Source organism: Shewanella sp. S1-49-MNA-CIBAN-0167 (genome assembly GCF_040310145.1).
GTDB classification, from domain to species: domain Bacteria; phylum Pseudomonadota; class Gammaproteobacteria; order Enterobacterales; family Shewanellaceae; genus Shewanella; species Shewanella psychromarinicola.
In genome coordinates this window covers 1-25,058 of record NZ_JBEOPO010000022.1, presented here as the reverse complement: position 1 = coordinate 25,058, position 25,058 = coordinate 1, and the positions used below count along the sequence as shown (strand labels likewise).

25 protein-coding genes are annotated in these 25,058 nt (G+C 42.0%); 8 read left to right on the top strand and 17 right to left on the bottom strand.

Going from position 1 to position 25,058, the window contains the following annotated elements:
- Window positions 1–52: 52 nt before the first annotated feature.
- The 14 genes from nqrF to AAEZ00_RS11725 form a co-directional block, all read right to left on the bottom strand.
- Complete coding sequence (gene nqrF / locus AAEZ00_RS11790; protein ID WP_124012093.1) at window positions 53–1,300, bottom strand: NADH:ubiquinone reductase (Na(+)-transporting) subunit F; 1,248 nt, start codon at window positions 1,298–1,300, stop codon at window positions 53–55.
- Window positions 1,301–1,346: 46 nt separating this feature from the next.
- Window positions 1,347–1,955 (bottom strand): NADH:ubiquinone reductase (Na(+)-transporting) subunit E, encoded by a 609-nt coding sequence (gene nqrE / locus AAEZ00_RS11785; protein WP_101032545.1) that lies wholly within the window; start codon window positions 1,953–1,955, stop codon window positions 1,347–1,349.
- A gap of 5 nt (window positions 1,956–1,960) precedes the next feature.
- Window positions 1,961–2,593, bottom strand: coding sequence for an NADH:ubiquinone reductase (Na(+)-transporting) subunit D (locus AAEZ00_RS11780; protein WP_101032546.1), 633 nt, complete (start codon window positions 2,591–2,593; stop codon window positions 1,961–1,963).
- On the bottom strand, window positions 2,593–3,378 hold the full coding sequence (locus tag AAEZ00_RS11775; RefSeq protein WP_124012094.1) for a Na(+)-translocating NADH-quinone reductase subunit C: 786 nt from the start codon (window positions 3,376–3,378) through the stop codon (window positions 2,593–2,595). Before AAEZ00_RS11775 ends, AAEZ00_RS11780 begins: the two co-directional genes overlap by 1 nt.
- Complete coding sequence (locus AAEZ00_RS11770; protein WP_101032548.1) at window positions 3,371–4,570, bottom strand: NADH:ubiquinone reductase (Na(+)-transporting) subunit B; 1,200 nt, start codon at window positions 4,568–4,570, stop codon at window positions 3,371–3,373. The genes AAEZ00_RS11775 and AAEZ00_RS11770 overlap by 8 nt, the downstream gene beginning before the upstream one ends.
- The gene (locus tag AAEZ00_RS11765; protein WP_124012152.1) at window positions 4,570–5,904 is read right to left on the bottom strand and encodes a Na(+)-translocating NADH-quinone reductase subunit A; all 1,335 of its coding nucleotides are present in this window, start codon (window positions 5,902–5,904) and stop codon (window positions 4,570–4,572) included. Before AAEZ00_RS11765 ends, AAEZ00_RS11770 begins: the two co-directional genes overlap by 1 nt.
- Before the next feature lie 456 nt (window positions 5,905–6,360).
- Window positions 6,361–8,436 carry a TonB-dependent receptor domain-containing protein gene (locus tag AAEZ00_RS11760; protein WP_351076988.1) on the bottom strand — a complete coding sequence of 692 codons (2,076 nt, stop codon included), beginning with the start codon at window positions 8,434–8,436 and terminating at the stop codon, window positions 6,361–6,363.
- A gap of 201 nt (window positions 8,437–8,637) precedes the next feature.
- Entirely contained in the window at window positions 8,638–9,147 is a 510-nt protein-coding gene (gene luxS, locus AAEZ00_RS11755; RefSeq protein WP_101032551.1) for an S-ribosylhomocysteine lyase, read from the bottom strand.
- 90 nt (window positions 9,148–9,237) lie between these two features.
- Window positions 9,238–10,362: a TRAP transporter substrate-binding protein gene (locus AAEZ00_RS11750; protein ID WP_351088672.1), complete on the bottom strand. Its 1,125-nt coding sequence runs from the start codon at window positions 10,360–10,362 to the stop codon at window positions 9,238–9,240.
- A 150-nt stretch (window positions 10,363–10,512) separates the two neighbouring features.
- Complete coding sequence (locus tag AAEZ00_RS11745) at window positions 10,513–10,812, bottom strand: BolA family protein (RefSeq protein WP_124012098.1); 300 nt, start codon at window positions 10,810–10,812, stop codon at window positions 10,513–10,515.
- 142 nt (window positions 10,813–10,954) lie between these two features.
- On the bottom strand, window positions 10,955–12,337 hold the full coding sequence (locus tag AAEZ00_RS11740; RefSeq protein ID WP_502959326.1) for a DASH family cryptochrome: 1,383 nt from the start codon (window positions 12,335–12,337) through the stop codon (window positions 10,955–10,957).
- Window positions 12,338–12,761: 424 nt separating this feature from the next.
- Window positions 12,762–13,421, bottom strand: a complete 660-nt coding sequence (locus AAEZ00_RS11735) for an alpha-ketoglutarate-dependent dioxygenase AlkB family protein (RefSeq protein WP_351088671.1) — start codon at window positions 13,419–13,421, stop codon at window positions 12,762–12,764.
- Between the two features lie 31 nt (window positions 13,422–13,452).
- Window positions 13,453–14,421: a magnesium transporter CorA family protein gene (locus tag AAEZ00_RS11730; protein WP_351088670.1), complete on the bottom strand. Its 969-nt coding sequence runs from the start codon at window positions 14,419–14,421 to the stop codon at window positions 13,453–13,455.
- Window positions 14,422–14,462: 41 nt separating this feature from the next.
- Window positions 14,463–14,789, bottom strand: coding sequence for a winged helix-turn-helix domain-containing protein (locus AAEZ00_RS11725; protein ID WP_124012102.1), 327 nt, complete (start codon window positions 14,787–14,789; stop codon window positions 14,463–14,465).
- A 228-nt stretch (window positions 14,790–15,017) separates the two neighbouring features.
- On the opposite strand from AAEZ00_RS11725, the gene AAEZ00_RS11720 reads away from it, so the two are divergent.
- Genes AAEZ00_RS11720 through AAEZ00_RS11710 form a run of 3 tightly spaced genes read left to right on the top strand, consistent with a single transcriptional unit; the run spans window position 15,018 to window position 17,917 of the window.
- On the top strand, window positions 15,018–15,743 hold the full coding sequence (locus AAEZ00_RS11720) for a PH domain-containing protein (RefSeq protein WP_351088669.1): 726 nt from the start codon (window positions 15,018–15,020) through the stop codon (window positions 15,741–15,743).
- Window positions 15,736–17,352 carry a PH domain-containing protein gene (locus tag AAEZ00_RS11715; protein ID WP_351088668.1) on the top strand — a complete coding sequence of 539 codons (1,617 nt, stop codon included), beginning with the start codon at window positions 15,736–15,738 and terminating at the stop codon, window positions 17,350–17,352. The genes AAEZ00_RS11720 and AAEZ00_RS11715 overlap by 8 nt, the downstream gene beginning before the upstream one ends.
- 4 nt (window positions 17,353–17,356) lie before the next feature.
- Complete coding sequence (locus AAEZ00_RS11710) at window positions 17,357–17,917, top strand: DUF924 family protein (RefSeq protein WP_351088667.1); 561 nt, start codon at window positions 17,357–17,359, stop codon at window positions 17,915–17,917.
- Window positions 17,918–17,954: 37 nt separating this feature from the next.
- On the opposite strand, the gene AAEZ00_RS11705 is transcribed toward AAEZ00_RS11710, so the two are convergent.
- Window positions 17,955–18,386 carry a universal stress protein gene (locus tag AAEZ00_RS11705; RefSeq protein ID WP_101032560.1) on the bottom strand — a complete coding sequence of 144 codons (432 nt, stop codon included), beginning with the start codon at window positions 18,384–18,386 and terminating at the stop codon, window positions 17,955–17,957.
- Window positions 18,387–18,714: 328 nt separating this feature from the next.
- On the opposite strand from AAEZ00_RS11705, the gene AAEZ00_RS11700 reads away from it, so the two are divergent.
- Window positions 18,715–20,136, top strand: a complete 1,422-nt coding sequence (locus tag AAEZ00_RS11700) for a coniferyl aldehyde dehydrogenase (RefSeq protein WP_101032561.1) — start codon at window positions 18,715–18,717, stop codon at window positions 20,134–20,136.
- Window positions 20,137–20,277: 141 nt separating this feature from the next.
- A complete protein-coding gene (locus AAEZ00_RS11695) occupies window positions 20,278–20,880 on the top strand; it encodes a TetR/AcrR family transcriptional regulator (RefSeq protein WP_101032562.1) in 603 nt (200 codons plus the stop codon).
- A 309-nt stretch (window positions 20,881–21,189) separates the two neighbouring features.
- Here AAEZ00_RS11695 and AAEZ00_RS11690 read toward each other — a convergent pair whose 3' ends face one another.
- Window positions 21,190–21,507: a DUF1289 domain-containing protein gene (locus tag AAEZ00_RS11690; protein WP_101034727.1), complete on the bottom strand. Its 318-nt coding sequence runs from the start codon at window positions 21,505–21,507 to the stop codon at window positions 21,190–21,192.
- 234 nt (window positions 21,508–21,741) lie between these two features.
- Here AAEZ00_RS11690 and AAEZ00_RS11685 point away from each other — a divergent pair, with 234 nt between their 5' ends.
- The 3 genes from AAEZ00_RS11685 to AAEZ00_RS11675 all read left to right on the top strand — a co-directional run bounded on the left by AAEZ00_RS11685 (window position 21,742) and on the right by AAEZ00_RS11675 (window position 23,875).
- A complete protein-coding gene (locus tag AAEZ00_RS11685; RefSeq protein WP_124014047.1) occupies window positions 21,742–22,278 on the top strand; it encodes a DUF4136 domain-containing protein in 537 nt (178 codons plus the stop codon).
- Between the two features lie 157 nt (window positions 22,279–22,435).
- Window positions 22,436–23,080, top strand: coding sequence for a DUF2913 family protein (locus AAEZ00_RS11680; protein ID WP_124014044.1), 645 nt, complete (start codon window positions 22,436–22,438; stop codon window positions 23,078–23,080).
- A gap of 51 nt (window positions 23,081–23,131) precedes the next feature.
- On the top strand, window positions 23,132–23,875 hold the full coding sequence (locus AAEZ00_RS11675; RefSeq protein ID WP_351088666.1) for a substrate-binding periplasmic protein: 744 nt from the start codon (window positions 23,132–23,134) through the stop codon (window positions 23,873–23,875).
- Window positions 23,876–23,882: 7 nt separating this feature from the next.
- Here the strand turns inward: AAEZ00_RS11675 and AAEZ00_RS11670 are convergent, their stop codons facing one another.
- Entirely contained in the window at window positions 23,883–24,455 is a 573-nt protein-coding gene (locus AAEZ00_RS11670; RefSeq protein ID WP_351076961.1) for a DsrE family protein, read from the bottom strand.
- Between the last annotated feature and the right edge of the window lie 603 nt (window positions 24,456–25,058).

Below are 25,058 nucleotides of genomic sequence, written 5' to 3'. Positions count from 1 at the left end.
TCTGCACTGCTGCAATTTAATGACTTACATGTCAATGTTATAAGTTAACGCATTAACCACCAAAATCATCTAATAAGATGTTTTCGTCTTCGACACCTAAATCTTTTAGCATACCAATAACCGCTGCGTTCATCATTGGAGGTCCACACATGTAAAACTCACAATCTTCTGGCGCATCATGGTCACGTAAGTAGTTTTCATACAATACGTTATGAATGAAGCCTGTATAACCAGTCCAGTTATCTTCAGCTTGCGGATCCGATAACGCTACATGCCATTTGAAATTTTCATTTTCAGCCGCTAAGCCGTCAAAATCTTCAACGTAGAACATTTCACGTTGCGAACGCGCACCGTACCAGAAGCTAATCTTACGTTTAGATTTAAGACGCTTTAACTGATCGAAAATGTGTGAACGCATTGGGGCCATACCGGCACCACCACCAATGAATACCATTTCCGCATCGGAGTCTTTAGCAAAGAACTCACCAAATGGACCAGAAATAGTCACTTTATCGCCAGCTTTTAAGCTCCAAATATACGAAGACATTTTACCACAAGGCAAGGTTAAATTACGTGGCGGTGGCGTAGCAATACGCACGTTTAACATAATTATGCCAAACTCTTCTGGGTAGTTAGCCATAGAGTAAGCACGAATAGTTTCTTCGTCTACTTTTGATTCTAACTTAAAGAAACCAAAGTGTTCCCAATCGCCACGGTACTTATCAGGCACTTCAAACTCAGCATATTTAATATGATGAGCAGGCGCTTCAATCTGAATATAACCACCGGCACGGAAAGGCACGGTTTCGCCATCAGGGATTTGCAGCTTAAGTTCTTTAATGAACGTCGCTTTGTTATCGTTAGAGACAACGTCACATTCCCATTTTTTGATGCCGAATATTTCTTCATCAAGCTCAATTTCCATGTCAGTTTTCACGTTTACCTGACAAGATAAACGACACCCCTGACGGGCTTCGCCTTTACTAATGTGGTCAAGTTCAGTGGGTAGAATATCACCACCACCAGACATAATGTTGACACGACACTGGCCACAAGAGCCACCGCCACCACAAGCACTTGAAATGAAGATACCGTTGTCGGCTAAAACGCCAAGTAACTTGCCGCCAGCACCTGTTGTAATTGTTTTATCTGCGTTGCCGTTAATACCAATCATGATATCACCGCTTGCCACCAGTTTTGATTTAGCGAATAAAATCACTAATACCAACACTAAGACAATCACAGTAAACATACTCACACCTAGATAGACATCTAGTGGAGTAGATTCAAGAATACCCATTCACTTATCCTTAAAGGTTCAAATTAATGTGTCGACTCAGTGACTCTTACAGAGAAACACCTGAGAATGACATGAAACCTAGAGCCATAAGGCCTGCTGAAACGAAGGTTATACCTAGGCCACGTAAGCCATTTGGCACGTCAGAATATTTCATCTTTTCACGAATACCGGCTAACAATACAATTGCTAATGCCCAACCAATACCAGAGCCGATACCAAATACTACGCTCTCGCCAAGGTTATAATCACGCTCTACCATGAAAGAGACTGCACCAAAAATTGCACAGTTCACGGTAATTAAAGGTAAGAAAATACCTAACGCGTTGTACAAAGGTGGGAAATATTTGTCTAACGCCATTTCCAAAATTTGTACCAATGCTGCAATCACACCGATAAAGGTGATGAACTTCAAGAAGCTCAAATCAGCTTCAGGCAAACCAGCCCAAGCTAATGCGCCTGGAGCCAGTAAACTTTGATAAATAATTTGGTTAGCTGGAACCGAAATAGCCAGTACCACAATAACGGCAACACCAAGTCCCATCGCAGTAGTCACTTTCTTTGATACCGCTAAGAAAGTACACATACCTAAGAAGAACGCTAGCGCCATGTTTTCAATGAAAATTGAACGAATTAATAAACTAATATAATGTTCCATTGCGTTTACCCTTTTGCTTCAACTTGCTCTGGCTTATAAGTACGGATCAACCAGATCAACCCACCGATCAAGAAGAATGCACTGGGTGGCAACAGTAATAAACCGTTAGGCTGATACCAACCACCATCAGAGATTTTGCTGAGGATTTCTACGCCAAATAATGAACCATTACCAAATAGTTCTCGCACAAAACCAACAGACAATAGAATAGCTCCATAACCTAAACCGTTACCGATCCCGTCCATAAAGCTCATCATAGGAGGCGTTTTCATTGCGTAAGCTTCAGCACGACCCATTACGATACAGTTAGTAATAATCAAACCAACAAATACTGACAACTGTTTAGAAATGGCATAAGCATAAGCTTGCAGTAGTTCGTCTACTACAATCACTAATGAAGCGATAATGGTCATCTGTACAATAATACGCACACTGCTTGGAATATGATTACGAATAAGCGAAATAAACAGGTTAGAAAACGCTGTTACCGCTGTTAATGCAATCGTCATTACCAATGCTGTTTCTAATTTACTGGTCACAGCAAGTGCACTACACACACCCAAAATTTGCAATGCAATTGGGTTGTTATTGATAATTGGTCCGGTCAGAATCTGTTTAAGTTCTTTAGCGTCAGCCATTAGCTTAACCCTCCGTTGCGTGCTTTAGCGATAAAGTCAGCAAAACCTTCTTTACCTAACCAAAAATCCAATGAGTGTTGAACACCGTTACTGGTCAATGTTGCACCGGAAAGTGCATCAACACCATGAACAGAGCTCGCCACTACAGGGTTTTTAGTTACACTAATTGCCAAGTTACCTTGAGCATCAAATAACTCTTTACCTTTCCACAATGCTTTCCATTTTGGATTTTCAACTTCGCCACCTAAACCAGGGGTTTCACCTTGGTCATAATAAACGAGTCCTTGCACCGTATTTAGGTCTGTGTCTAATGCCAAAAATGCATACATAGTTGACCACAAACCATAACCGTGGATAGGTAAAATCACGCTAGTCAGTTTACCTTCGTCATTACGAACAAGGTACACAACCGCTTTATCTGCAACACGTTTGATTGAGGCAACATCATTTTCAGGGATAGATGACCGGGCAGTATCACGAGAGGCTTTACGTTGATCATAAACGTTAGCATCACCCTCAACAAATTCACCGGTTTTAAGGTCAACTAACCGAGCTTCAACATATTGCTCGTACTTGCTTAGAATTTCTTTTTTGGTGACGTTACCTTCTTTGGTATTGATAAGGCTCGCCGCATCAAGAATATACTTTTGCTTATCGAGTAACTTATTTTCTTGCTGAATAGGTTTTAATAACACCGCCGCAGTTGAAACAAGCACTGAACAAATAAGACATAAGCCGACAACAACAAATAGCGTTCTACCGAACGAATCTTTATTACTAGCCACGAGCAATCCTCCGCTTAATATTTGCCTGTACTACAAAGTGGTCAAATAATGGCGCAAATAAGTTAGCAAACAGAATAGCTAACATAATGCCTTCAGGGAATGCAGGGTTAACCACACGGATAAACACCACCATTGCACCAATAAGGAAACCGTATGCCCACTTAGCCGTACTCGTAAACGACGCTGAAACAGGATCTGTCGCCATAAACATCATACCAAAGGCAAAGCCACCTAACACTAAGTGCCAATACCATGGCATTGCAAACATCGGGTTTGTGTCGCTACCAATCATATTAAGTAGAGTAGAAATTGCCACCATACCTAAGAAGACACCACCGACAATACGCCAAGATGCAATACGGGCATAAATAATAACTAGACCACCTAGTAAAATAGCAAAGGTAGACCCTTCACCTACAGAACCGGGGATAAAGCCCATGAAAGCATCAATCCAGTTGGTGGTTGAGGCATAGTCGAAAGTACCTTGTGCCGCTTGACTTAACGCCGTTGCACCAGAGTAACCGTCAGCGACAACCCATGTAGTATCACCAGACATGCTTAAAGGGTAAGCAAAGTATAAGAAAGCACGGCCAGCTAATGCAGGGTTTAAGAAGTTACGCCCTGTGCCGCCGAAGATTTCTTTTGCAACTACCACACCAAAGGTAATACCTAGTGCGACCATCCACAATGGGATAGTTGCTGGTAAGGTCAGTGCAAAGAGAACCGAAGTAACGAAGAAACCTTCGTTAATTTCATGGCCACGCACTGACGCAAACAGCACTTCCCAAAAACCACCGACAATAAAAGTCACTGCATAGATAGGTAGGAAGAAGCACGCACCATAGAACATCAAGGACGCAATGCCAGAGTCTGCAGAAAGTTGAGCTCCAAATAATTCAAATAAGCCTACTTGCCAAATATCGGGGGAACCGAAATCGGCGCCCATCGCGATTTGAGCTTGTAAACCTACGTTGTACATACCAAAAAACATTGCTGGGAATGTACATGCCCAAACCGTAATCATAATACGTTTTAAGTCAACATTATCGCGAACATGGGTTGCCCCGTGATTCACTTTACCTGGAGTATAAAATACTGTGGCAGCCGCTTCATAAAGGGCATACCACTTTTCGTACTTGCCGCCTTTTTCAAATTGCGGCTCAATACGTTCGATAAAATCTTTCAAACTCATTAGCCTTCCCTCTCGATCGTATCTAGACAGTCACGCAAATATGAACCGTAGTCATACTTACCTGGACATACGAACGTACACAATGCCAAGTCTTCTTCATCTAACTCTAATGCGCCTAAACGGGCTGCGCCGTCAAAATCACCAGAGAGTAAATCACGAAGTAGCATAGTAGGTAGGATGTCTAGAGGCATCACGCGTTCATAGTTACCAATAGGCACCATTGCACGGTCTGAACCGCAAGTGCTAGTGGTCATATTAAATAGACGCGATGGGCTTAAGTGACCTAAGAATGCACGAGTGATAGAGAACTTATCGGCACCAGGCATAGCCCAACCAAATAATTCTTTCTCATTACCTTCTTCCAGTACACTTACCTGTTGATGATATCGACCCAAATAAGCTTGAGGTCCTACCGCAGTAAGGCCGCTTAACACTGACCCCGAAATCACACGAACACCATCACCAACCGTTTCATCAGCAGTCAGTTCAGTGATGCTAGCACCTAAAACGCTACGAACAAGACGAGGGTTTTTCGCTTTAGGACCGCCAATCGCAACCACACGCTCAGTGTTTAACACACCTTGAGTAAACAGTTGGCCAAAAGCAATCACATCCTGATAGCCAACATGCCAAACAGTTCGTGCTGCAGAAGCGGGAAGAACGTGATGAATATGCGTACCCACCAAACCTGCTGGGTGTTTACCCGCAAATTCTTGAACGTGAGCATTGGCTGCTGGAATATCGGCACCTTGTGCTTTACATAGGTAAACTTTACCTTCAGTTAATCGTGCTAGGACATTAAGGCCGTTAGCAAAATCTTCTTTATGTTGAGCTATGACTACCACAGGATCGGCAGCAAGAGGTTGGGTATCAATGGCAGTCACAAAAATACCTGCTGCAGTAGAATCTACGGCGGGCACTTTACTGAAAGGGCGTGTACGCAAAGCCGTCCATAAACCTGAGTTAATCAGATTATCACGAACAACTTGTGCGTCTAACGTGTCTAACTTATCAGCATCATATTGAGCAAAAGCAACGCTATCGTCACCTTCCACAGCAATAACTACTGACTGAAGTACACGTCTTGCACCTCGGTTTATTTCTAAAATAGTACCACTGGCTAAAGCCGTATATTTAACGCCTAGATTCTTTTTATCTTCAAAAAGAACTTGGCCTTTTTGTACTTTGTCGCCCACTTTGATCTTCATCGTAGGACGTAAGCCAATATACTCTTCACCCAAAGTAGCTACGTGTCTAATGGCTGGGCCATTATGGATAACTTGCTCTGGACCGCCTGCTATAGGCAGTTCCAATCCTTTCTTAATTGTAATCATATCCACAAGCACTACGTTTGAAGGAAAGACAATGCGCCACGTTCCGCTAAAAAAACAAAGTATTAACATATACTTGCTATTTGAGCTAGCGCAGATTTAACTCGAAAATGCGATCATAATCACGCTGGTCGCGCGCATTTTACCGCAAATATGAGACTATCGCCACGAAAATTATAGGTGTTTTCATAACAATACATTACTTTGATAAATGGATTTTAGATCAGACTAAACGGATAAGAACCTGAGGGGGTTATGCCGTATGCTAGATTCTAACAAAGAGACTATAGCATTAATTTTAAAGAAATAATTTTAGTTGTTCACTCACAAAAACAGTTGTAGCAAAAATAATACCACCCAAATGAGTAGTCACTTGGGTGGTATTGGTGTTTTGACATAAAAACAACATAAGCTGTAACCAAATATGACTCAAGCTTGCCAGCGTCTAGAAACGACTCTCTAGAAATGACCTTTATAACCAAAATACGTGGTCATTTCCGACTGTCCTTGAAATCCCATTGCAGTGACATTTGCGACTAATTCTTCCTCTAACAGATTTTCAACTCGAGCATATAATTCATGTTGTGCGGTCAAACGATAAGTTGCGGCTAAATCAACCTTCCACTGACTGTCAATAGTACGCTCATTAGTAAGTGTTGCTTGATAACCTAACTCAGATTGATACAAGGCTTGCGCTATAATAGACATGTCGCCATAAATAACACCCGAGCTTAACGTCAGTTGTTGTTCTGGTACCCATGGTAATTGGCTATTAGTAGCAAAGCATCCCATCAACTCATTGCAATCGGCGTTATCGGTTTCAGCTTGGGTATATTGGTACTTTACGTTCAATGGAATAGAAAAGTGATCAAATGTCAGCCCATACGCTATGCTCAAGACTGCGCCCACAACAGAAACGTCATTAATATTCTCTTGTAATGATATTTGTTCGTAGTCACATATCATGCCCTGCATACAGCTTACGTGTTGGCTATCGTAATCATGCATATAACCCGTCATTGCAATCGATAAAGCATCTTGCTGGTAGCTTAATGCTAATTGATATTGCAGTGCTTCTTGAGCAGTTTGCTCAATATTCCCCGCTGAAGCGACTGTCCAAGCTTGTTTGACTTGCAGCGCGGTTAACCATGATCCACTCTGATAAGCCACTTCAACAGAAGGCGACCAGCCATCATCAGAAAAGTCCGCCGCATTAAGGCTCGTATTTACATCACCAAGCTCACGAGAAACGCTGACATGTTCATAACCTAAACCGAGATTGATAGACCACTGATCATAATTTAATTTAGTGTCTACCGCTGATGAAAAAGCAGAAGCATCATCAGTATAGGTAAGCGCATACTCATCATCTGTTGTCGGCGTCAGTGATAAATCATTGTTCCACGACCACTCACGTTGACCTAAACGCATTTCAGCTTTATCTGTATGGTAGCGCGCACTATAAGTCACCTGATGCTGACCATACATGCTGACACCTTTGGTTTGCATACCAAAGCCTGCAAAATCGTTATTTTGTGTTAACGATCCTAAGTTCATCCCATCCGCGGTGGGAACGGCTTCAAACATGGCGATACTAGACAACAAAGCGCTGTCAATTTGCTGACCATCAACAAAACGCATTTCTCGAGATTGTTGTGAATAGGTTTGGTAATAAAAGTCTGTCGCCATCGTCGAAGTAGCAGACAATATGACCTTATGGGCTAATACGTAGCGTTGACGTTCGCCTTCAATATTGTCGGTGCTGGCTGCGGAGTATAATTGAGTCGGGTCTAACGAAAAATCAGCAGCTGTTAACCCCAATGTTCCTCGATCATCATCTTGCGATGAATATTGATAACTGAACTCGGTCGTTTGTTGATTGCTTGCACCAGCTAAACTATCGGCCGCAATTTTGAATAGAATATCTTTATGAGTAGCATCTGCATCTTGCGGGGCACGATAACCCACATCGTCAGATGCCGATTGATAATCGAGTGCCAGTAACATGCCATTTTGCTTTGTAGTACCGCTCACTACTACGCCACCATTTATTGCATTACTGTCACTGCCTTCGAGGTTGAGATCAGTTGCATATTTTTGGGGACTAATTTTTATAGACTGATAGTCAAGCTTACCAAAAGCCGCTTGCGAACTCTCCGTCACACTGGTCATGCTCGAAAAAGACACTTTTTGCTGGTGCAATAAATTGGGCTGCAACACTAAATGTTGTCCAGAATACGGCGCAGGAGAAAAGAAAATACCATCCTGTAAAATGGCTACACCGTCAATGGCACCTGCATGTGTGATGGTCACATCCTGATGTGATCCGGTAGGTAACACTGTCGCGCCCGTCAACCCTAGCGCAATATCACTTTGGCGATAATGAAATTGGCTTATCGATGACTGCTGCAAATCGAGTTGATTATTAAGGTTATCAATAGACTCTGTTACCGTTTCTGCAACGGCATTGGTAGAATGACAAACATAAAGCACTGCGGCTGCTAGCACTGACAGGCTAAATGGGTGGTTAGACATATTAATCTCCGTATATGTGTCTGTTCACGCAAAAGATCGTTTAAAATGACGAATAAATCACTAAGTTACGCTTATTACAATAACGGTTTCAATTACATAAAAATAGCGTGCTATTAACGTTTACTCGACATTGGGTGTTTTATTAGCAAAAAAAAGCGGCCAAAGCCGCTTTTCTCGTGGGTATGAACTCAATCAATTAAATTAAAGATTGCCTAAAATTTCGTCACTCAGTTTTAAGTCATCATTTTGGTTAACGCTCACGCCCGCGGCAATGATCATCCGAGCAATGTCTTGCGCTTGTGTTAACGAATGCATTTCGTAAGTACCACATTGATATTCATTTAACTCAGGAATATCTTTCTGGTCAATGACATTGGTTACGTCAATCATTGCCGCTAGCCAGGCATCTGCAACTTTACTTTCTGTCGGTTGACCAATTAAGCTCATGTAAAAACCGGTACGGCATCCCATCGGTGAAATATCAATAATCTCTATACCATCACCGTTTAAATGTTCGCGCATAAAGCCTGCAAACAAATGCTCAAGGGTATGGATACCTCGTTCACTGAGGATATCTTTATTGGGTGCACAAAAACGCAAATCAAATACAGTAATAGCATCGCCACTAGGGGTGCTCATGTGCTTGGCAACGCGAACCGCTGGAGCATTCATACGAGTATGATCTACGGTAAAACTGTCTAGTAAAGGCATTGATTTCTCCCTAAATAAATAAAATAATTCGACAATATATTGCCTAATTCCAAGATAATACCACTATTCAAACATTGTCACAGTCTGAGTTTACTCTTGCTGTTGCGCGTCTAATTCAAACCGACTTAACGCATCTTCAGTATAACTAAAATAGCGTTTTACTGATTTTTCATTGGCTATGTAAGACTCAAGAACTTTATTAAACAGCACATCTTTAGCGGCTTCATGGTCAAGAACTTCATTTCTTGCTTGTTTTAACGCACGGATCACAGCATTAGGGAAGGGTTTAACCTGCACATGGTGTTCATTAAGCAAAATGTCCATCGCAGCGATATGGCCTTGAGTATAATCATCTAGCATATCTTGATTTATCGCTCTGGCAGCTACTTTCACAATCGCTTGTAAATCATCGGGCAAGGTCGAAAAAGCCTGCTTATTGATCAGAAATTCCATCGTTGACCCCGGTTCATGCCAACCAGGGTAATAGTAATATTTGGCCACCTGATCTAGTCCAAGAGGCAAGTCATTATAAGGTCCAACCCATTCGGCAGCATCAATCGCGCCAGTCTGCAGCGCACCGTATAATTCTCTACCCGCTAGCGCCGTTACCGGAATGCCCCCCAGTTTCTTAAATACTTCGCCACCAATGCCCGGTAAACGCATCTTAAGACCCTTAAAGTCTTCAGGTGTTGCAATGATTTTATTAAACCAGCCCCCCATTTGCATACCGGTGTTTCCACCTGCAAGCGGTAAAATACCAAAAGGTTGATAAACTTCCTCCCACAGCTCCATCCCGCCGCCATAGTGAAGCCATGCATTCATTTGTTGTGCCGTTAAACCAAAAGGGATCGATGAGAAAAACTGGGCTGCGGGCGCTTTTTCTTTCCAGTAATATGCCGCGCTATGCGCCATTTCAATCGTGCCATTGCTAACAGCATCGAACACGGATAAGGCTGGCATTAACTCGCCCGCACCGTAAACATTGATCACTAAACGGCCGTTAGACATCTTATTGACTAGTTGAGCAAACCGTTCTGGTGCCATGCCCAAACCGGCTAGGTTTTTTGGCCATGACGTTGCTAAGCGCCATTCAATCACTTGAAGAGGGGTTGAATCTATTTGAGAAAGAGAATTTGTCTTTGAAGGAATCTCTTGTTGGCAGCCCAACAACAAGGTTAGGCCCATTAACCAGCAGGTTTGAATCACCTTGCTCATGTAAATATCCTTTTCAATCGCACTCTTCTATTTCATAACTGTAACATAATCATAACCAGTGACAAATACCGCCACGTTACAATACAAAATAAAAAAGCCTCACATAATCCGTGAGGCTTTTTTATAAATAGACCAGTAAGTTAATAACAATTAGCCTTTACAATTAGGGGTTTTAGGTACTTTATCCAATGCTTGCCATTCTGGCTGAGTATAAGCATTGATGGATAATGCATGCACACCGTTAGCTAACTCATCTGCAAGCGCTTGGTTAATCAAACGGTGACGGGCAAGCAAACGCTGGTCACTAAATTTATCGCTAACCACAACCACTTTAAAATGGGTTTCAGAATTAGGCGGAACATGATGACGATTACTTTCGTTAATCACCTCAAGATGCAATGGCTCGAAGGCATGATTCAATTTATCAGTAATGATTTGTTGGACAGACATAGTAATACTCTTGTTAATCCATATCGATGAAATCGAAGGGTACTGCTTTGCCGAATAAAGGTCAAACAAGCAGACTAAAACTTAAAGTTTGTGCACACCTTCTGTCGAGTCGATATCGACGCATATTAATGACCATTATCGATCAGCTTCTTGGCCAATCTGCTATATCGACACTATCCATGCAATACGCAGCATTGACCTCGTCTTGTTGTTGTAACACCTCACGCCCTAGCCATGCATTGATAAATAGCCCGTGTGGGTCATATGTCTGCTGCTGTTTTTCAAGATTAAAGTGCCTAGCGCCGCGGGGATCGGCGCCAACACCCGCCAGATACTGCCAATTGCCCCAATTCACGGCAACATCATAATCAATTAACTGCTGTTGAAAATAAGCGGCACCATAACGCCAATCACATTGTAGTTCATTCACAAAGCAACTTGCCACAATTTGCCTACCGCGATTTGACATATAACCAGTGTCATTTAATTGCTTCATCAACGCATTCACTAAAGGGAAAGGTGTACTGGCAGTTTTCCACGCTTGAATACGTTGCACATAAAAACTGGTTAACGGCTTACGCCCACTAATGCCAGAGAATCGAAATAGCTGTTTATTGAATTTAAAGCCATACCAATGAAAATACTCACGCCAAAGTAGCTCATACAAAATCCACTGGCTTGATTGGCTCGCACCATGTTGTGATTCAAATTGCTGCAAGGCAGACACCACTTGCCTTGCAGATAAACAACCATTAGCTAACCAAGGTGAAAACTTTGTCGAGCATTCCCAACCATCAAGCTCATTACGCATCTCCTTGTAGTGATGCGCTAAGTTTGAAGAAAAATAGCATTCTAATTGTAATAGCCCTTGTGCTTCGCCACCGCAAAATACATTGCTCATCATTTGAGTTTGTGGCACCCAGTCGGGGTAAGACAGCCAAGCCTGAAGCTGTTTATCTTGCTGCTTAAGCGCGACCATAGGTGGCAACCAAGATATTGCGTCAGCTGCTGCGGTAATATTGATGTTCTCGACTTGCTTGCGAAATTGACTGAATGTTGGCGCAAGTTCGGCTAGCTCAAAAGGAAGTTGCTGTGAGTGAAACAGAGTTTGAGTGGTCATGGTCGAATATTGAATATCGGGGCATTGCTGCTGAATCGATTGCCAAGCGGTCTGCTCATCTGCACCACAATGATCACTACGATAGACCCGGGAAATATCATGGGCTTGGATAATATAAGCCAAGGATTTTTGCGCTGAAGCGTAAACAATATGCAGCTGTTGACCATATTGATTGAGCGCTTCGTCTAATGCCCGTAATGACTCAAGCAAAAATCGTAACCTGTGCTTACCAAGATACTGAGCTTGATATTGGGCTGTTCGAAACCAATTGGGGTCGATGCAATACACTATCATCAACTGCTGAGCATGCTGAGCAATATCAGAAAATATCGCATTGTCTGCCATTCGCAGGTCATCACCTAACCAATAAAGCGCCCGGACTGTTGATTGCGATGTCGTTTTTATGTTTGAGTCTACGCAACCTTTGCCACCCGCATTGTTCATCTATTTATTACCACATCTTGAAACCATACCTAATAGGTACGTAAACACAGTGGTTAACGGTTCAGTAATAATCTATTTTCGCTATATACCCAAACTAGCTCGACCTTCGGTCTGCGAGGTTCTAGAGTCGCTTCGCTGCTAGTTCGCTACGCGGATAGAGCGCTTCGCTTCTAGGGACAGCTTCGCTGCTAAGATTTTATAGCATCTAACCGCGCAGCGTCCTAGGCGCTTAGCTTTTTCACTCGTTATCGCTTGTCATCTATAGTTATCGCCTGTCATCTCTGGGATAGGATCAGCTTGGCTGCTAAGATTTTATAGCATCTAGCCGCGCAGCGTCCTAGCCGCTAGGCCTTTCGCTTTTAGCTATGGCCATTAACGATATCTATTAACGATAATAATTGGGGATGATTTGTCGAAAGGTAAAGTTAATACGCGGCTCAACAACCTTAAGGCGTTTAGGCAAAGCATGCTGCCAGTGCTGCTGCATACCGGGATGCATAATAAGTAAGTCGCCCGATGCGAGCGCAAAATTAACTTTGGTCTTAGTTTGCTTATGGCGCACAACAAAGTCTCGACAGGCCCCCAAGGTAACCGACGCAATCGCCGAACCACTGACAATCTCAGGTTCATCATCACTGTGCCATCCCATACAGTCGTGGCCATCGGCATAGCGATTAACTAATACTGAATTAGTGTCGATTTGATGATCATTAAGCAATTTTGCACGTAATCGGCTTAATACTTTTGGCCAAGCCAGTGCAGTGATGTGTAATTTGGAGTAATGATAATCGCAACCGGGGTCGCCAAACCAAGCCTGGGCTCGAGGAGTCAGATGTTGCTTACCATACACTTGTATAGAAACCCGCTCTAACGGATAGTGATTAACTTCATTTATCAATAACTGTTGCTGCTTAGGCGACAAAAAGCCTTTAATCCAAGTGACAGGTGGACTGATTTGATTTTTAGTCCTTGCCTCGACAATATCATCTTGAGTTAAGCCGTCGTGAGGATCGCCAAAATCTAACCCATGTTGAAACTTTGTCACCTCAATAGCCTCCTTTAATCACTCACTTCGATTAATACCAACGCTTTATTTTAGCTATCCACAAGCCTGATAACACAATCACTGCCATTAGGCTCAATACTGCAAAATAGCCAAAGTGCCATTTTAACTCAGGCATATTATCAAAGTTCATTCCGTAAATGCCCGCGACTAAGGTTAATGGTAGAAAAATGGCCGTGACCATGGTTAACGTCATCATCACTCGATTGGTTTTATGGGCACTGACTGAAATATAGCCATTGATTAAGCTGTCCACTAAACCTTGATAAAGACTGGCTCGACTCGATAACCGTTCAAACTGGTTATATAAATAACTCAGTTGTTCATAGTCCATCTTAATATGCTGATGGCTGTCATCGCGAAGCCATTGTTGCAATATCTCTTCATGGTAACTAAACGAACGTTTTGCTTTTTGTAATTTACTGCTATAAGCGATTAACTCTGCTAGTAAATCATCGGTTGAAACATCAAAAATCTCATCTTCTATTTCACTTAAACGTTCTTCTAACGCCAACATCACTGCCAGATAATCAATCACAATTTGACGCATTAGTTCAAAACACACTTGGCTCATGTCCGTGCTATCTAGGTGACCTTGCTCGCGGATCCGTTGGAAAACTTTGCTGACACTGATTGACGATTTAAGGTGTTGTGTCACTAAAAAGTGGTCATTCACATGTAGCAGTAACTGGCTACGCTCAAGCAGAAGATACTCTTCCCTGTCTTTAAGCTCGTGGGTTAACAAATACGAATGGGTGCCATATTCTTCAAACTGTGGTGGATGACGTTCACGCTGTGCTTCTTCAAAATCGAGATGATCAATACCAAAGTCAGGATGTTGCTTAAAAAACGCTTGGCTATGCTGACCCGTAATATCGACCCATATTAACTGCTGTTGCGGATCATATTGACTCATGAGAGTCTCATCACCTTCAGCTAACAACAGACCTTGCCCATTGAATAATAGTATCTGTATCGCCATGAATAGCCCTTTCAACAACAAATTATTGCAGAATAAACCGCTTAACGGGTCATGTCTGACTCGCTCACCATTTCAATGTGTTGTTTGATCTGCTCGAAATGGCTATTCACCCAAGCACTGCTGATTGGGCCCCAAGTTGAAATGCGATAATAGCCTTCATTATGACGCTGGCCTTGCTGAACAAAATCCACTTCAATACCAATATCGACAAATGCCGCTAACGCATCTTGCAATGTCCTTCGTGGCATAAGCGTCAGTTTTTGCAAGCTTAATAAGTTATGTTGTTCTTCATCTAGCAGATGCGCTAAATACAATTTTCGTAAAAATGCTTTTTGCGATTTATTGATCACGTAATTATTCGAAAACATCCTTCACACGCCCTATTATCTCTACATCACTGGATAGAAATTACTGTATGTCTAGCCAGTCACGCAAGCACTATTGCCAATGTGGGCAAATTGCGGCGTAATTAATCACTGATTTTGACGCTAATAGATTGATTTATCGATAACCAATATGATTAACACTACCTAAGTTGCGACAATCTCGTTATAGTTTTTAACAATATAAATAGCCGACATGGAAAGCGAACAAACATGGATACTCCGCCGCACTCAAAGAGCCCATTAGCGCCATCGCCAATAACAGATCCGTCAACGCTAAACGATACATCTTCATTGTTGGCAGTAAAAGCAACCTCAGCAGACACTTATGACCATGGCCCACGTTTATCCGAAGATGATTATATTCAACTTGCCGACTTGCCACTGAGCAATATTGATCCTAATTACCCTAAACTATTATTGATAATGAGCAGTGTCGTTATGATGATTATCATCACGGCCTTAACGGTGTTTCTGCTGATAATTAACCCGCTGCCATTGATAATCACGACCGGGTTTATAGCATTGACAATCTTGGTGGCTGCCCTGGTGATAAAACTCATTCACCTCAAAGCAAACAAAATTGCTTATGGCTTGTTTAAACATGAAATGGTGTTACGTGAAGGGTTATTTTGGGTGTCAACAACGGCACTGCCCTACACTCGACTGCAACATGTTAATTTATCTCAAGGCCCCGCAGAACGAAGGTTCAACTTAGTCACCTTAAAATGCTTCAGTGCAGGCAGTGGCTTAGCTGAAATTGATCTACCAGGCCTCAATGCCGATTTAGCAGAAAATTTACGCCAACATTTATTGAGCCAAGCGGCAGCAAGTCATCAACTACCTGCCACTAAATTAAACACACGCGAGCATTCAACATCAGTTGATGACCCTACACCAGCCATTGAACGATCTCAGCAGGATAACTATAATGGATAAGTCACCAGCATCACAGGGTGATGATCCACATCTTGACTCAAAAGATATTGTTACCAATAAATCGATCAATTCAGAGCAAACCAATACCGATGATTTACAGCAGTGGCAAGCACTTTCAGCTTGGTCCGTCGTCAGTAATATTTTCAGTACCTTAAAATACATCCTCAGCAATGGTTTTGCTATCGTACCCATTGTTTATACTGGATGGCGGCAAGGCTTTGATATGCAATGGGGCATATTGGCTTCTAGCCTACTATTATTGCTGGTGACACTTTCTGCGATAATAGAATGGCGGAAATTTCGCTTTCGTCTTAATAACCATCAACTTGAAGTGAAACGCGGCTTATTGTTTACCAAAAAAGATGAAATACCGCTGAGTCGCATTCAAAATATTCGATATGAACAACCGTTTTATTTTAAGCCATTGTCACTCGGTACCCTCGTGATTGAAACGGCAGGGTCTAAAAGTGACGAAGCTCATTTAGCCGCTTTAGATACGCAACAAGCCCAAACCTTAAAACGTTTACTGCTAAATTTAAGTCACACTGATGCTACTGCACCGACACACGAGCATCCGCATACTGATAATCAACATGGCATCGAGAATACACAGCCGATTGTGCGTAAAAGTTTATGGGATTTAATCTTATTTGGTTTTTATCAAAATAATTTTATTTGGTTTGCCGTAATTGTGGGCCCCATCGCTGGTCAAGTTGATTTGGATAAAATATTCGACTCCCCACTCGCGCAGCAATTTTGGTTATGGGTCCAACAGCAAACTCATCAAAATATTGGCTTGCAGACCATCATGGCAATCGTGGGGTTGTTTGCGCTATACAGTTTGTTTGCGTTAATTTCAATTGTCGCGGCAATGTTAAAATATCACCCATATCAGCTCGATAAACATGATGACACTTTACAACGAAGTGGCGGTGTCATTTCACACCAGCAAGATGCGTTGGCCATAAAACGTATTCAATTAGTCCATCTTCAACAACCCGTTATTGCACGCTTATTTAAACGCTGGACCTTATACTTTAAGCAAGTCAAAGGACATGAAGTTGGACATAAAACCAAACAACACATGTTAGTTCCAAGTGTTAAATCCACTGAAATCGAATTACTCTTGGCCAAAATCCCTCAACTCAGTGGCGGTGCCAGCGCATTACCCAGCAGTTACTCGTCTATTCATATTAATTGGCTGACCAAGAGAATTGCCTTGCCACTGATCCTGGCCAGTATACTCACCATCATGGGTTATTATGGCCATCAAAGCCCTGGTTTTTTTGAGTTCACTTGGTTCATCACCTTCGTGGTGATATTAGCGATTTACATACGATACAAGCAATGGGGATATGTTGTGGCAGATAAAGTCATTTGGCAACATAGCGGCTTTTTCGGTCAACAATGGCAGCGGGTCGCATTTGAAAAAGTTCAACACGTTAACATCATCCAAACTCAAGGCCAAAAACAAGCTCAGTTAGCCTATGTAGAAGTCGGATTAGCCAGTGGCAGTGTGGTGTTCCCCTATATTCCCACTCATGTGGCAGAGCTAATTATTACTCGGTCACTCAATGCTACTAGTCACGATAACCGTAATTGGATTTAGCCTAATGAATGAAATAAAAACGACACAGGTCACCGTCGATGATGTTATTGATTTTTGGTTTGTTAAAATTTCACCTAAACAATGGTGGATAAAAGATACCGAGCTTGATTTACAGATAAAAAAGACTTTTGGCACCGCTTTAAACGCTGCCATAATGGGAGAGTTACAACACTGGCGTAAAGACACTCAAGGGCGATTAGCCGAAATTATCGTACTAGATCAATTTTCGCGAAATATTCATCGCGACACGCCAGCCGCATTTGCCGCTGACAATATCGCGTTAGTGCTGGCGCAAGAAGCCGTTGCATTAGGTTGTTTAGCAGAGTTACCGACTCACCAAGCTGGATTTTTAATCATGCCCTATATGCATAGCGAATCAATGATTATCCACCAGCAAGCATTGCCATTATTTGAGCAATATGCGCCGAATAATCTACACAGCCAACGACAACATCAAGCCATTATTGCTCAATTTAATCGTTATCCTCACCGAAATGCGATCTTAGGGCGCGACTCAACGGCTGCCGAAATCATCTTTTTAACTCAACCCAATTCCAGCTTTTAACCAAGCTATACTCCAACGCCAGCTTCTATAGCCGATGCTATTTGACCACTAGAACAGGGCATGTGGCTTTATTTGCAATAGTTTCGGCGACATTATCATTCAAAAAATGAGACAGTCCGCTTCTACCATGGCTGGCAATAACCACCATACCAATATCACCGCTATTGGCCTCGGCCAAAATTTCGGCAATAGCATCACCACGTCGAATCACCGTTTCAATCTTTAAGTCGGTATTAAGTTGACCCAATAAATCATGCATTTTCTTGGCCGCAGCAGCTTCCATCGTTTTCGCCAACTCTTCAGGGGTAACGGCAAGGATCATATAATTCTCATCACCGAAAGGCTGATCAACTACGTGCACGATACGAATGCCAACTTTATATAAGTTAGCCATTTCAATTGCGTAACTTAAAGCATGTGACGACGTGTCAGAAAAATCGGTAGGCCATAAAATATTACGTGTTCGCATATTATCCTCCTTCGCAGTGTAAAATGTGTCTTTGTAGTGACATTTTATGCCTCACAGAAACACACCCAGTTCCATCTCAACAATATAACTAATCTAAACTCTGGATAATAAATCCGTTGTTAACGATTTATTCCATCTCCCACCCCGAGTTAAGTTTTAGTATAGTCAGTATTAAAGACCTCATTAGTGATTAATATCAAATTAAACCCGAAAACTTGCTTTAGATCAAAAACGAACATAACATAAAACCGACTAATCAGTCGGTTTGCTGAATGGGTTAATCACACTTCATCAAACCAACATCGTTATTTTTTGCTGGAGATCAAATATGAATATGGCCGTTGATAACATTCAAACACAATTACAACAATTACTCACAGATCAACGCGCGCGTTTTCAAGCTAATCCAGCGCCTCATTATCAATCACGGGTAGATAAGTTAACCCAATTAAAACAAGCTTTGCTTGATAATCAACAATCTATCATCGACGCATTAATTAACGATTATGGCCATCGCTCTGCAAATGACACCATAATTTCGGATATTATGCCTTGTGTAAACAACATCAATTACACCATCAAACACCTTAAGTCGTGGATGAAACCCAGTCGTCGTCATGCAGGTTTATTACTATCGCCCTCTAAAGTGTCGGTGCAATATCAGCCCTTGGGCGTGATCGGTATTATTGTGCCGTGGAACTTCCCGGTGATGTTATCAATGGGCCCATTGATCACGGCCATTGCTGCAGGCAACGGGGCCATGCTAAAAATGTCCGAATTCACCCCAGCAACCAATGCGGTATTGCGCAAGATGTTGGCAACGATTTTTGCCCCAACTGAAGTCGAGTTAGTTGAAGGTGAAGCTGATGTGGCCGCAGCATTTTCAGCATTACCGTTTGACCATATTCTGTTTACGGGTTCTTCCGTTGTCGGCCGCCATGTTATGCGTGCCGCAGCCAATAACCTGACGCCGGTAACATTAGAATTAGGCGGTAAGTCCCCAGCGATCATTGCCGCTGATATGCCAATAGACACAGCGGTAGAACGGCTTATTTTTGGAAAATGTTTAAATGCAGGTCAAATTTGTGTCGCCCCTGACTATGTATTGTGCCCAGCGGAAAAAGTCGAGGCGTTTATTGCCGCTTATCAACGTCGATTTAATAAAATGTACCCTAACTTCGACACAAACCAAGACTATGGCAATATCATTAATGATCGTCAACACCAACGCTTACTCGCAGTATTAGAAGATGCCAAAGCCAAAGGTGCAACCGTCACCTCCGCAATTGATGGCCCAATATCAACAACGCAACGAAAAATAGCCACTCAGCTAGTCACACATACCACAGACGACATGCTCATTATGCAGGATGAAATATTTGGACCATTGTTACCGATTATTAGCTATCAGTCGGTTGATGAAGCGATAGGTTATATCAACCATCATGATCGCCCCTTAGCCCTATACATCATGAGCTTTGACGATAAAACGCAGCAAGACATTCTGCAGCAGACTCATTCGGGCGGAGTGTGCATTAATGACACGGTATTTCATGTTGCCGCTGATGACGCACCCTTTGGCGGTATTGGTCCATCGGGCATGGGACACTATCACGGCAAAGAAGGCTTTCTAACCTTTAGCCATGCTAAAACAATCCTCAACAGTGGTAAAATTAATACCGGCATATTTGTTCATCCACCTTATGGCGGCGTGATCCAACGATTATTGATGAAATTTTTCTTACGCTAACACCTCAAAATATCACTACGGCAAGTATTACTTTAATGATACTTGCTGAGCCGAATCCGACATTAACCAGTCCGCAATCAAACTGATTTAATGAATAAACGGTAGATAAACAGACACTAGATAGAATAGGTATGTGACTCAATGAGCAGTAAATCCATTAGCAGTAAATCCATTGTTACCACAGATAAAAAACAAGCTATTCTAGACTCGGCATTACAGCTGTTTGTTAATAATGGTTTTAATGCTACATCGACCGCATCAATTGCCAAAGCGGCTGGCGTGGCAACGGGCACTTTATTTCATCATTTTCCGACAAAAAAAGACATCATGAGCCAGCTTTTTTTATCCATTAAACAAGAGTTTGCTACCAACATGGTTAGCAGCACTCATTTTAGTGGTGATATCGAACAAGATGCCAATACCCTATGGCAAAAAGCCATCGACTGGGCCATTGCACAACCGTTAAAACAGCTTTTTTTTCTACAGTACTCTATGTCCGCAGACATCGATGCCGACGTCAGAAAGCAAGCGATGAACAGCATTCTAGGATTTGTTGTCGAATTGATTAATCAAGGTAAACAGCAGCATATTATCGCTGACTTTCCCAATGCGTTATTGCTCGAAAACTGCCATGGTCAGTACTTAGCTGCCATTCGTTTTTTTACCGACAATCCTCATTTAGGTAACGATGACATTCACCGATGCGCCAGTTTCAGGTTATTTTGGCAAGCGATGAAAGCCTAAGCCTGTTGACCTTTCGTGTTTACAATTTGTTCGAACTAAACGGTTTTCTGCTTACATAAGAATGCTGTGAAAAGACTAGAGACAAAGTCTTTAACTAGGCTAATACCTTGCAACAAACTTATTTTATAATAATAACTAGGACGGTTTAGGCGGACCCTTCGGGCTGCGTTCGTGGCTTCTTTGTACTGGGTTATCGCTTATTTATGGAGAATAACGACATCTCATTAGCTCTGCCTTGAAAAAAATGGCCACTAACAGCAGCAAAATTCATCTTGAAGGTTCAACAGGCTCTAGCATTTATCCCATACATTATTCATCTAAACTAAAATTCGTTAGATCAATCTGTTCATTTTCAGCCTTTGTCTGGGTGTCAAAATCTAATTGAAGAGTATGCGACGTTTGTTCTACTTGTAGCGCCAGTTGCTTCGCTTTATGAATAGCATATTGACGACGTCGTTTGCGCTGTAAACACAAACGGATCACATCTTGTTTTCTTAACTCGCTGTAACTCATCCAGTTAAATCGTTCATCTCGGCTTCGAAGGCAGCCCATACAATAGCCACGACTGTCAGACTGACAAACGCCAACGCATGGACTGGGCACCGCAAAAAAACTTAACTGTTCCATCATTAGAGTGCTTAACCTCAGCTAATATTGAATTTAGTACGTAAATGCTAAATATACGATATAGTCATTGGTAGGTTGATTTAATGATGAGGCTAGTACTTAACCAACCAAAGTCACCATCAAATACCGTTATGTTAAGGTTATACTAATTGAGTTAATTTTGTACATTATTGCACGTTAGTCGGAGGGCTCATGACAACATCAAGGCGTTCGAGTAAAGGGTTAATACACACAATGGCAGCTTGTAAGCCCATTTTACTTTTATGTGGCCTGTTATTGCTGGCCTCTTGTGCGACAAAACCCAAGCAAGATTATGATGTCAATTACGACTTCTCTGTACTCAAAACATTCAGTCAACTCACCGTAAAACAAACTGATGATCCTTTAACCGCTGACCGAATTAATGACGACATTAAGCAAACCTTACTTAACCAAGGTTATCTCTTTAGCGCCAGCAATGCTGATTTTGTAGTCAACTATGCCTTTATCACTGAAAACAAAGAAAAAGATTCAGGGCTTTCTATCGGCTTAGGTTCTGGAACTTGGGGCTCTAGTGGTGGGATAAGTCTTGGCACGAGTATCGGTATCCCGCTAGGCAGTAACACAGCTAAAACGCAAACTATTCAAATTGATATTATCGACCCAGCCGACAAACGCTTAATTTGGCGCGGCAATGGTCAGTACCACTTTGATCAAGGTGGCGAAGTTAAAGCACAAGGCATTAACCAAACTGTTGCCGCTATCTTGGCGCAATTCCCCCCGAAAAAGTAATCTACACTCTATTTTAGTTGCCGTTTATCCTTGTTGAACGGCGACTACTTTACATAGAAACGCCAGCTCTTCGAGCCGACTTAACACAAATATCTATTTAGCAATTTGCGACTACGCGGTAAACTAGCTATCACACTACTTTATTGACCTCGTTAAAATGACTACAGAAACATACAACCAAGCTTTATTAACCCTTGCGCTAGCTGGAATAGATGCCATAAATACCTCGGCATCACAACACAAAGCCGTCAGAACTGCAGCACAAGAAAGCCATTTTTTATGTAACTGGATGGTTGAGTCGTTAAAAACAAAACGCTTTTCGAAACTAATGGCCGACGACTTAACGGCCTGGATAAGTCAAGCTCGAAGTCAAGGTGCTGGGGCTCAACTTAAACAACGATTAACCTGTATTGCCGATCAATACCAACAAGTTAATAACAGTGCTATCGCCACTGGCACTGGGCTTAAAAACCTATTAACCGGACTCGCAGCACAAGAATGGGTGGTGGTAACCGATACCGACATTGATGCCAAATTGAAGATCAACAGTGACGGTAAATCAAGTTTAATAATCTCAGCAAAAGAATTTAATCAACACATTGTTGATGATAAAATTGTCAAACCAATCTCAATGTACATTCGTGGTGATGAAAAGTTGGTTGCACGGTTAGCATTAGAGCAAGGTGTATTACTCAGCCAAGGCAATAAAAAGACCTCATTGATCAAACATCATAAAACTTATGTATTAATACCTGATAACTTACACTCAAGTTTATGTTTACTGTGCCTTGATCTTTATTAAGCAGCGAAAATTGTTGTAGTATTAATAGAATATTAAAGATAAGGAGTCACCATGAAAAAAGGCTTTCTAGCACTCACCTGCTTGGTGATATTTTTTTGTGGTTCCACCGTTCAAGCGAGCACAGCACTTAAGTATAACGTCAATGCCTCCAGCAGTTGGGTGCCTTATTACATTGCTGGATCGGCTGAAAACCCAGGAATACTCGGCGAGCTGGTTCCGTTACTGCTTGCAAAGGCCAACATTGAAGTTGAAAAAAACAATTATCCTCCAAAAAGAACTAATTACGCCTTAGCGAATGGCTTACTAGACTTCGACTTTGTTAGCCCAAGCTGGTTTGAGGATCAAAAAGTAGGCGATAATTTTGTCTCATCGATAGCGATATTAGTCATTCAAGAAAACATTATCACTTTAGACAAAAATGCTCAAAAATGGCAAGACGTTAATCAGATTAAAGGTAAAAAAATAGGCACAATTCGTGGCTACCTTTACCACGACGATACAGAGTTTACTCGAGTTGATTTTACCTCTGAGAGAGAACTCATCAAGGCATTACATAAAGAGCGAGTTGAAGCGGTTATCTCTGGAGATTTACCTGCCTTGTATTGGGCAAAAAAACTCAATAGACCAGTCACCCTTGCCGCGATTCATTCAGAAGGTCACTTAGTCATGCGCCTTCGTAAAAAACATACTGCCTTACTACCACAAATTAATGCCGCTATTGCTGAATTTAAACAAAATGGCACCACTCAAAGCATTATCGAAAAATACACCAAGCAGGATGTGTTTAGTCGTTAATATGGGGTTAAAACGGATTAACGCTGTAACCTTCGCGGGCTAATACTGCATGTGCAGTTAACGCCGATAAAGCCATGTCAACACCCGGCAGCAAGTCATCAGGAGTAATGCCGTAATAGGCGGCTGTTTGACCACACACATAGAACTTAACCCCCTGTCTTACCAACTGCGCAATTAAATCCGAATTAGCATTCTTCTGCCCTGCATTCAACTGCTGATAAAAACTATCCTTGGTCATATCGCTAGCCGCTTTACCATGCACCACCATAGCAAGCGAAATGTCTTTCAGTTTAACCCCGGCTGCCACATGCATATTAATAAAGCGCGCCAAAGTATCAATACTAGAGTTTATTTCAGCGGGTTTAGCGGCTGTACCTAAATCAAAAGCAACGTTAAACTTCATGCCTGTTGGTATGGTTAAGCTGCTATTCACTTCGGCCACTTTTCCGTAGTCTTTAATCACTGGTCCCGGTTTAAAAGCCTCAATACCAGCGGTTGCCGTAAATGATGAACACGCTATTAATGTCAACACGGCCGATGTGATAACGCATCTACTCATTGAAGGTAAACTGATTTCCATTATGTTGATCTTCCTTATCTCTATTTTTATGATTACTCTAGCACAGATTAACGCTTAGGTTTTAGGCTGTTTCTGAGTATAATTATGCCCTCAATAATGCCCTATAAAAATAGGGCCAATTTGCTCTTAAGGCTAGTCCGCTATTAAGGCGGTCAAGCACGATGTTATCTCGGTATAACGCCAAATAACGCTTAGGTTTTAGGCCATTTCTGAGTATAATTATGCCCTCAATTATGCCCTATAAAAATAGGGCCAATTTGCTCTTAAGGCTAGTCCGCTATTAAGGCGGTCAAGCACGATGTTATCTCGGTATAACGCCAAATAACGCTTAGGTTTTAGGCCATTTCTGAGTATAATTATGCCCTCAATTATGCCCTATAAAAATAGGGCCAATTTGCTCTTAAGGCTAGTCCGCTATTAAGGCGATCAAGCACAATGCTATCTCGGAATAACGCCAAATAACGCTTAGGTTTTAGGCCGTTTCTGAGTATAATTATGCCCTCAATTATGCCCTATAAAAATAGGCCCAATTTGCTCTTAAGGCTAGTCCGCTATTAAGGCGATCAAGCACAATGCTATCTCGGAATAACGCCAAATAACGCT

Bases quoted from the DNA above. Each gene is read 5' to 3' on its own strand.
- nqrF (WP_124012093.1), bottom strand. From the start codon at position 1,300: ATGGGTATTCTTGAATCTACTCCACTAGATGTCTATCTAGGTGTGAGT.
- nqrE (WP_101032545.1), bottom strand. From the start codon at position 1,955: ATGGAACATTATATTAGTTTATTAATTCGTTCAATTTTCATTGAAAAC.
- AAEZ00_RS11780 (WP_101032546.1), bottom strand. From the start codon at position 2,593: ATGGCTGACGCTAAAGAACTTAAACAGATTCTGACCGGACCAATTATC.
- AAEZ00_RS11770 (WP_101032548.1), bottom strand. From the start codon at position 4,570: ATGAGTTTGAAAGATTTTATCGAACGTATTGAGCCGCAATTTGAAAAA.
- AAEZ00_RS11765 (WP_124012152.1), bottom strand. From the start codon at position 5,904: ATGATTACAATTAAGAAAGGATTGGAACTGCCTATAGCAGGCGGTCCA.
- AAEZ00_RS11760 (WP_351076988.1), bottom strand. From the start codon at position 8,436: ATGTCTAACCACCCATTTAGCCTGTCAGTGCTAGCAGCCGCAGTGCTT.
- luxS (WP_101032551.1), bottom strand. From the start codon at position 9,147: ATGCCTTTACTAGACAGTTTTACCGTAGATCATACTCGTATGAATGCT.
- AAEZ00_RS11750 (WP_351088672.1), bottom strand. From the start codon at position 10,362: ATGAGCAAGGTGATTCAAACCTGCTGGTTAATGGGCCTAACCTTGTTG.
- AAEZ00_RS11745 (WP_124012098.1), bottom strand. From the start codon at position 10,812: ATGTCTGTCCAACAAATCATTACTGATAAATTGAATCATGCCTTCGAG.
- AAEZ00_RS11730 (WP_351088670.1), bottom strand. From the start codon at position 14,421: ATGGCGATACAGATACTATTATTCAATGGGCAAGGTCTGTTGTTAGCT.
- AAEZ00_RS11725 (WP_124012102.1), bottom strand. From the start codon at position 14,789: ATGTTTTCGAATAATTACGTGATCAATAAATCGCAAAAAGCATTTTTA.
- AAEZ00_RS11720 (WP_351088669.1), top strand. From the start codon at position 15,018: ATGGATACTCCGCCGCACTCAAAGAGCCCATTAGCGCCATCGCCAATA.
- AAEZ00_RS11715 (WP_351088668.1), top strand. From the start codon at position 15,736: ATGGATAAGTCACCAGCATCACAGGGTGATGATCCACATCTTGACTCA.
- AAEZ00_RS11710 (WP_351088667.1), top strand. From the start codon at position 17,357: ATGAATGAAATAAAAACGACACAGGTCACCGTCGATGATGTTATTGAT.
- AAEZ00_RS11705 (WP_101032560.1), bottom strand. From the start codon at position 18,386: ATGCGAACACGTAATATTTTATGGCCTACCGATTTTTCTGACACGTCG.
- AAEZ00_RS11700 (WP_101032561.1), top strand. From the start codon at position 18,715: ATGAATATGGCCGTTGATAACATTCAAACACAATTACAACAATTACTC.
- AAEZ00_RS11695 (WP_101032562.1), top strand. From the start codon at position 20,278: ATGAGCAGTAAATCCATTAGCAGTAAATCCATTGTTACCACAGATAAA.
- AAEZ00_RS11690 (WP_101034727.1), bottom strand. From the start codon at position 21,507: ATGGAACAGTTAAGTTTTTTTGCGGTGCCCAGTCCATGCGTTGGCGTT.
- AAEZ00_RS11685 (WP_124014047.1), top strand. From the start codon at position 21,742: ATGGCAGCTTGTAAGCCCATTTTACTTTTATGTGGCCTGTTATTGCTG.
- AAEZ00_RS11680 (WP_124014044.1), top strand. From the start codon at position 22,436: ATGACTACAGAAACATACAACCAAGCTTTATTAACCCTTGCGCTAGCT.
- AAEZ00_RS11675 (WP_351088666.1), top strand. From the start codon at position 23,132: ATGAAAAAAGGCTTTCTAGCACTCACCTGCTTGGTGATATTTTTTTGT.
- AAEZ00_RS11670 (WP_351076961.1), bottom strand. From the start codon at position 24,455: ATGGAAATCAGTTTACCTTCAATGAGTAGATGCGTTATCACATCGGCC.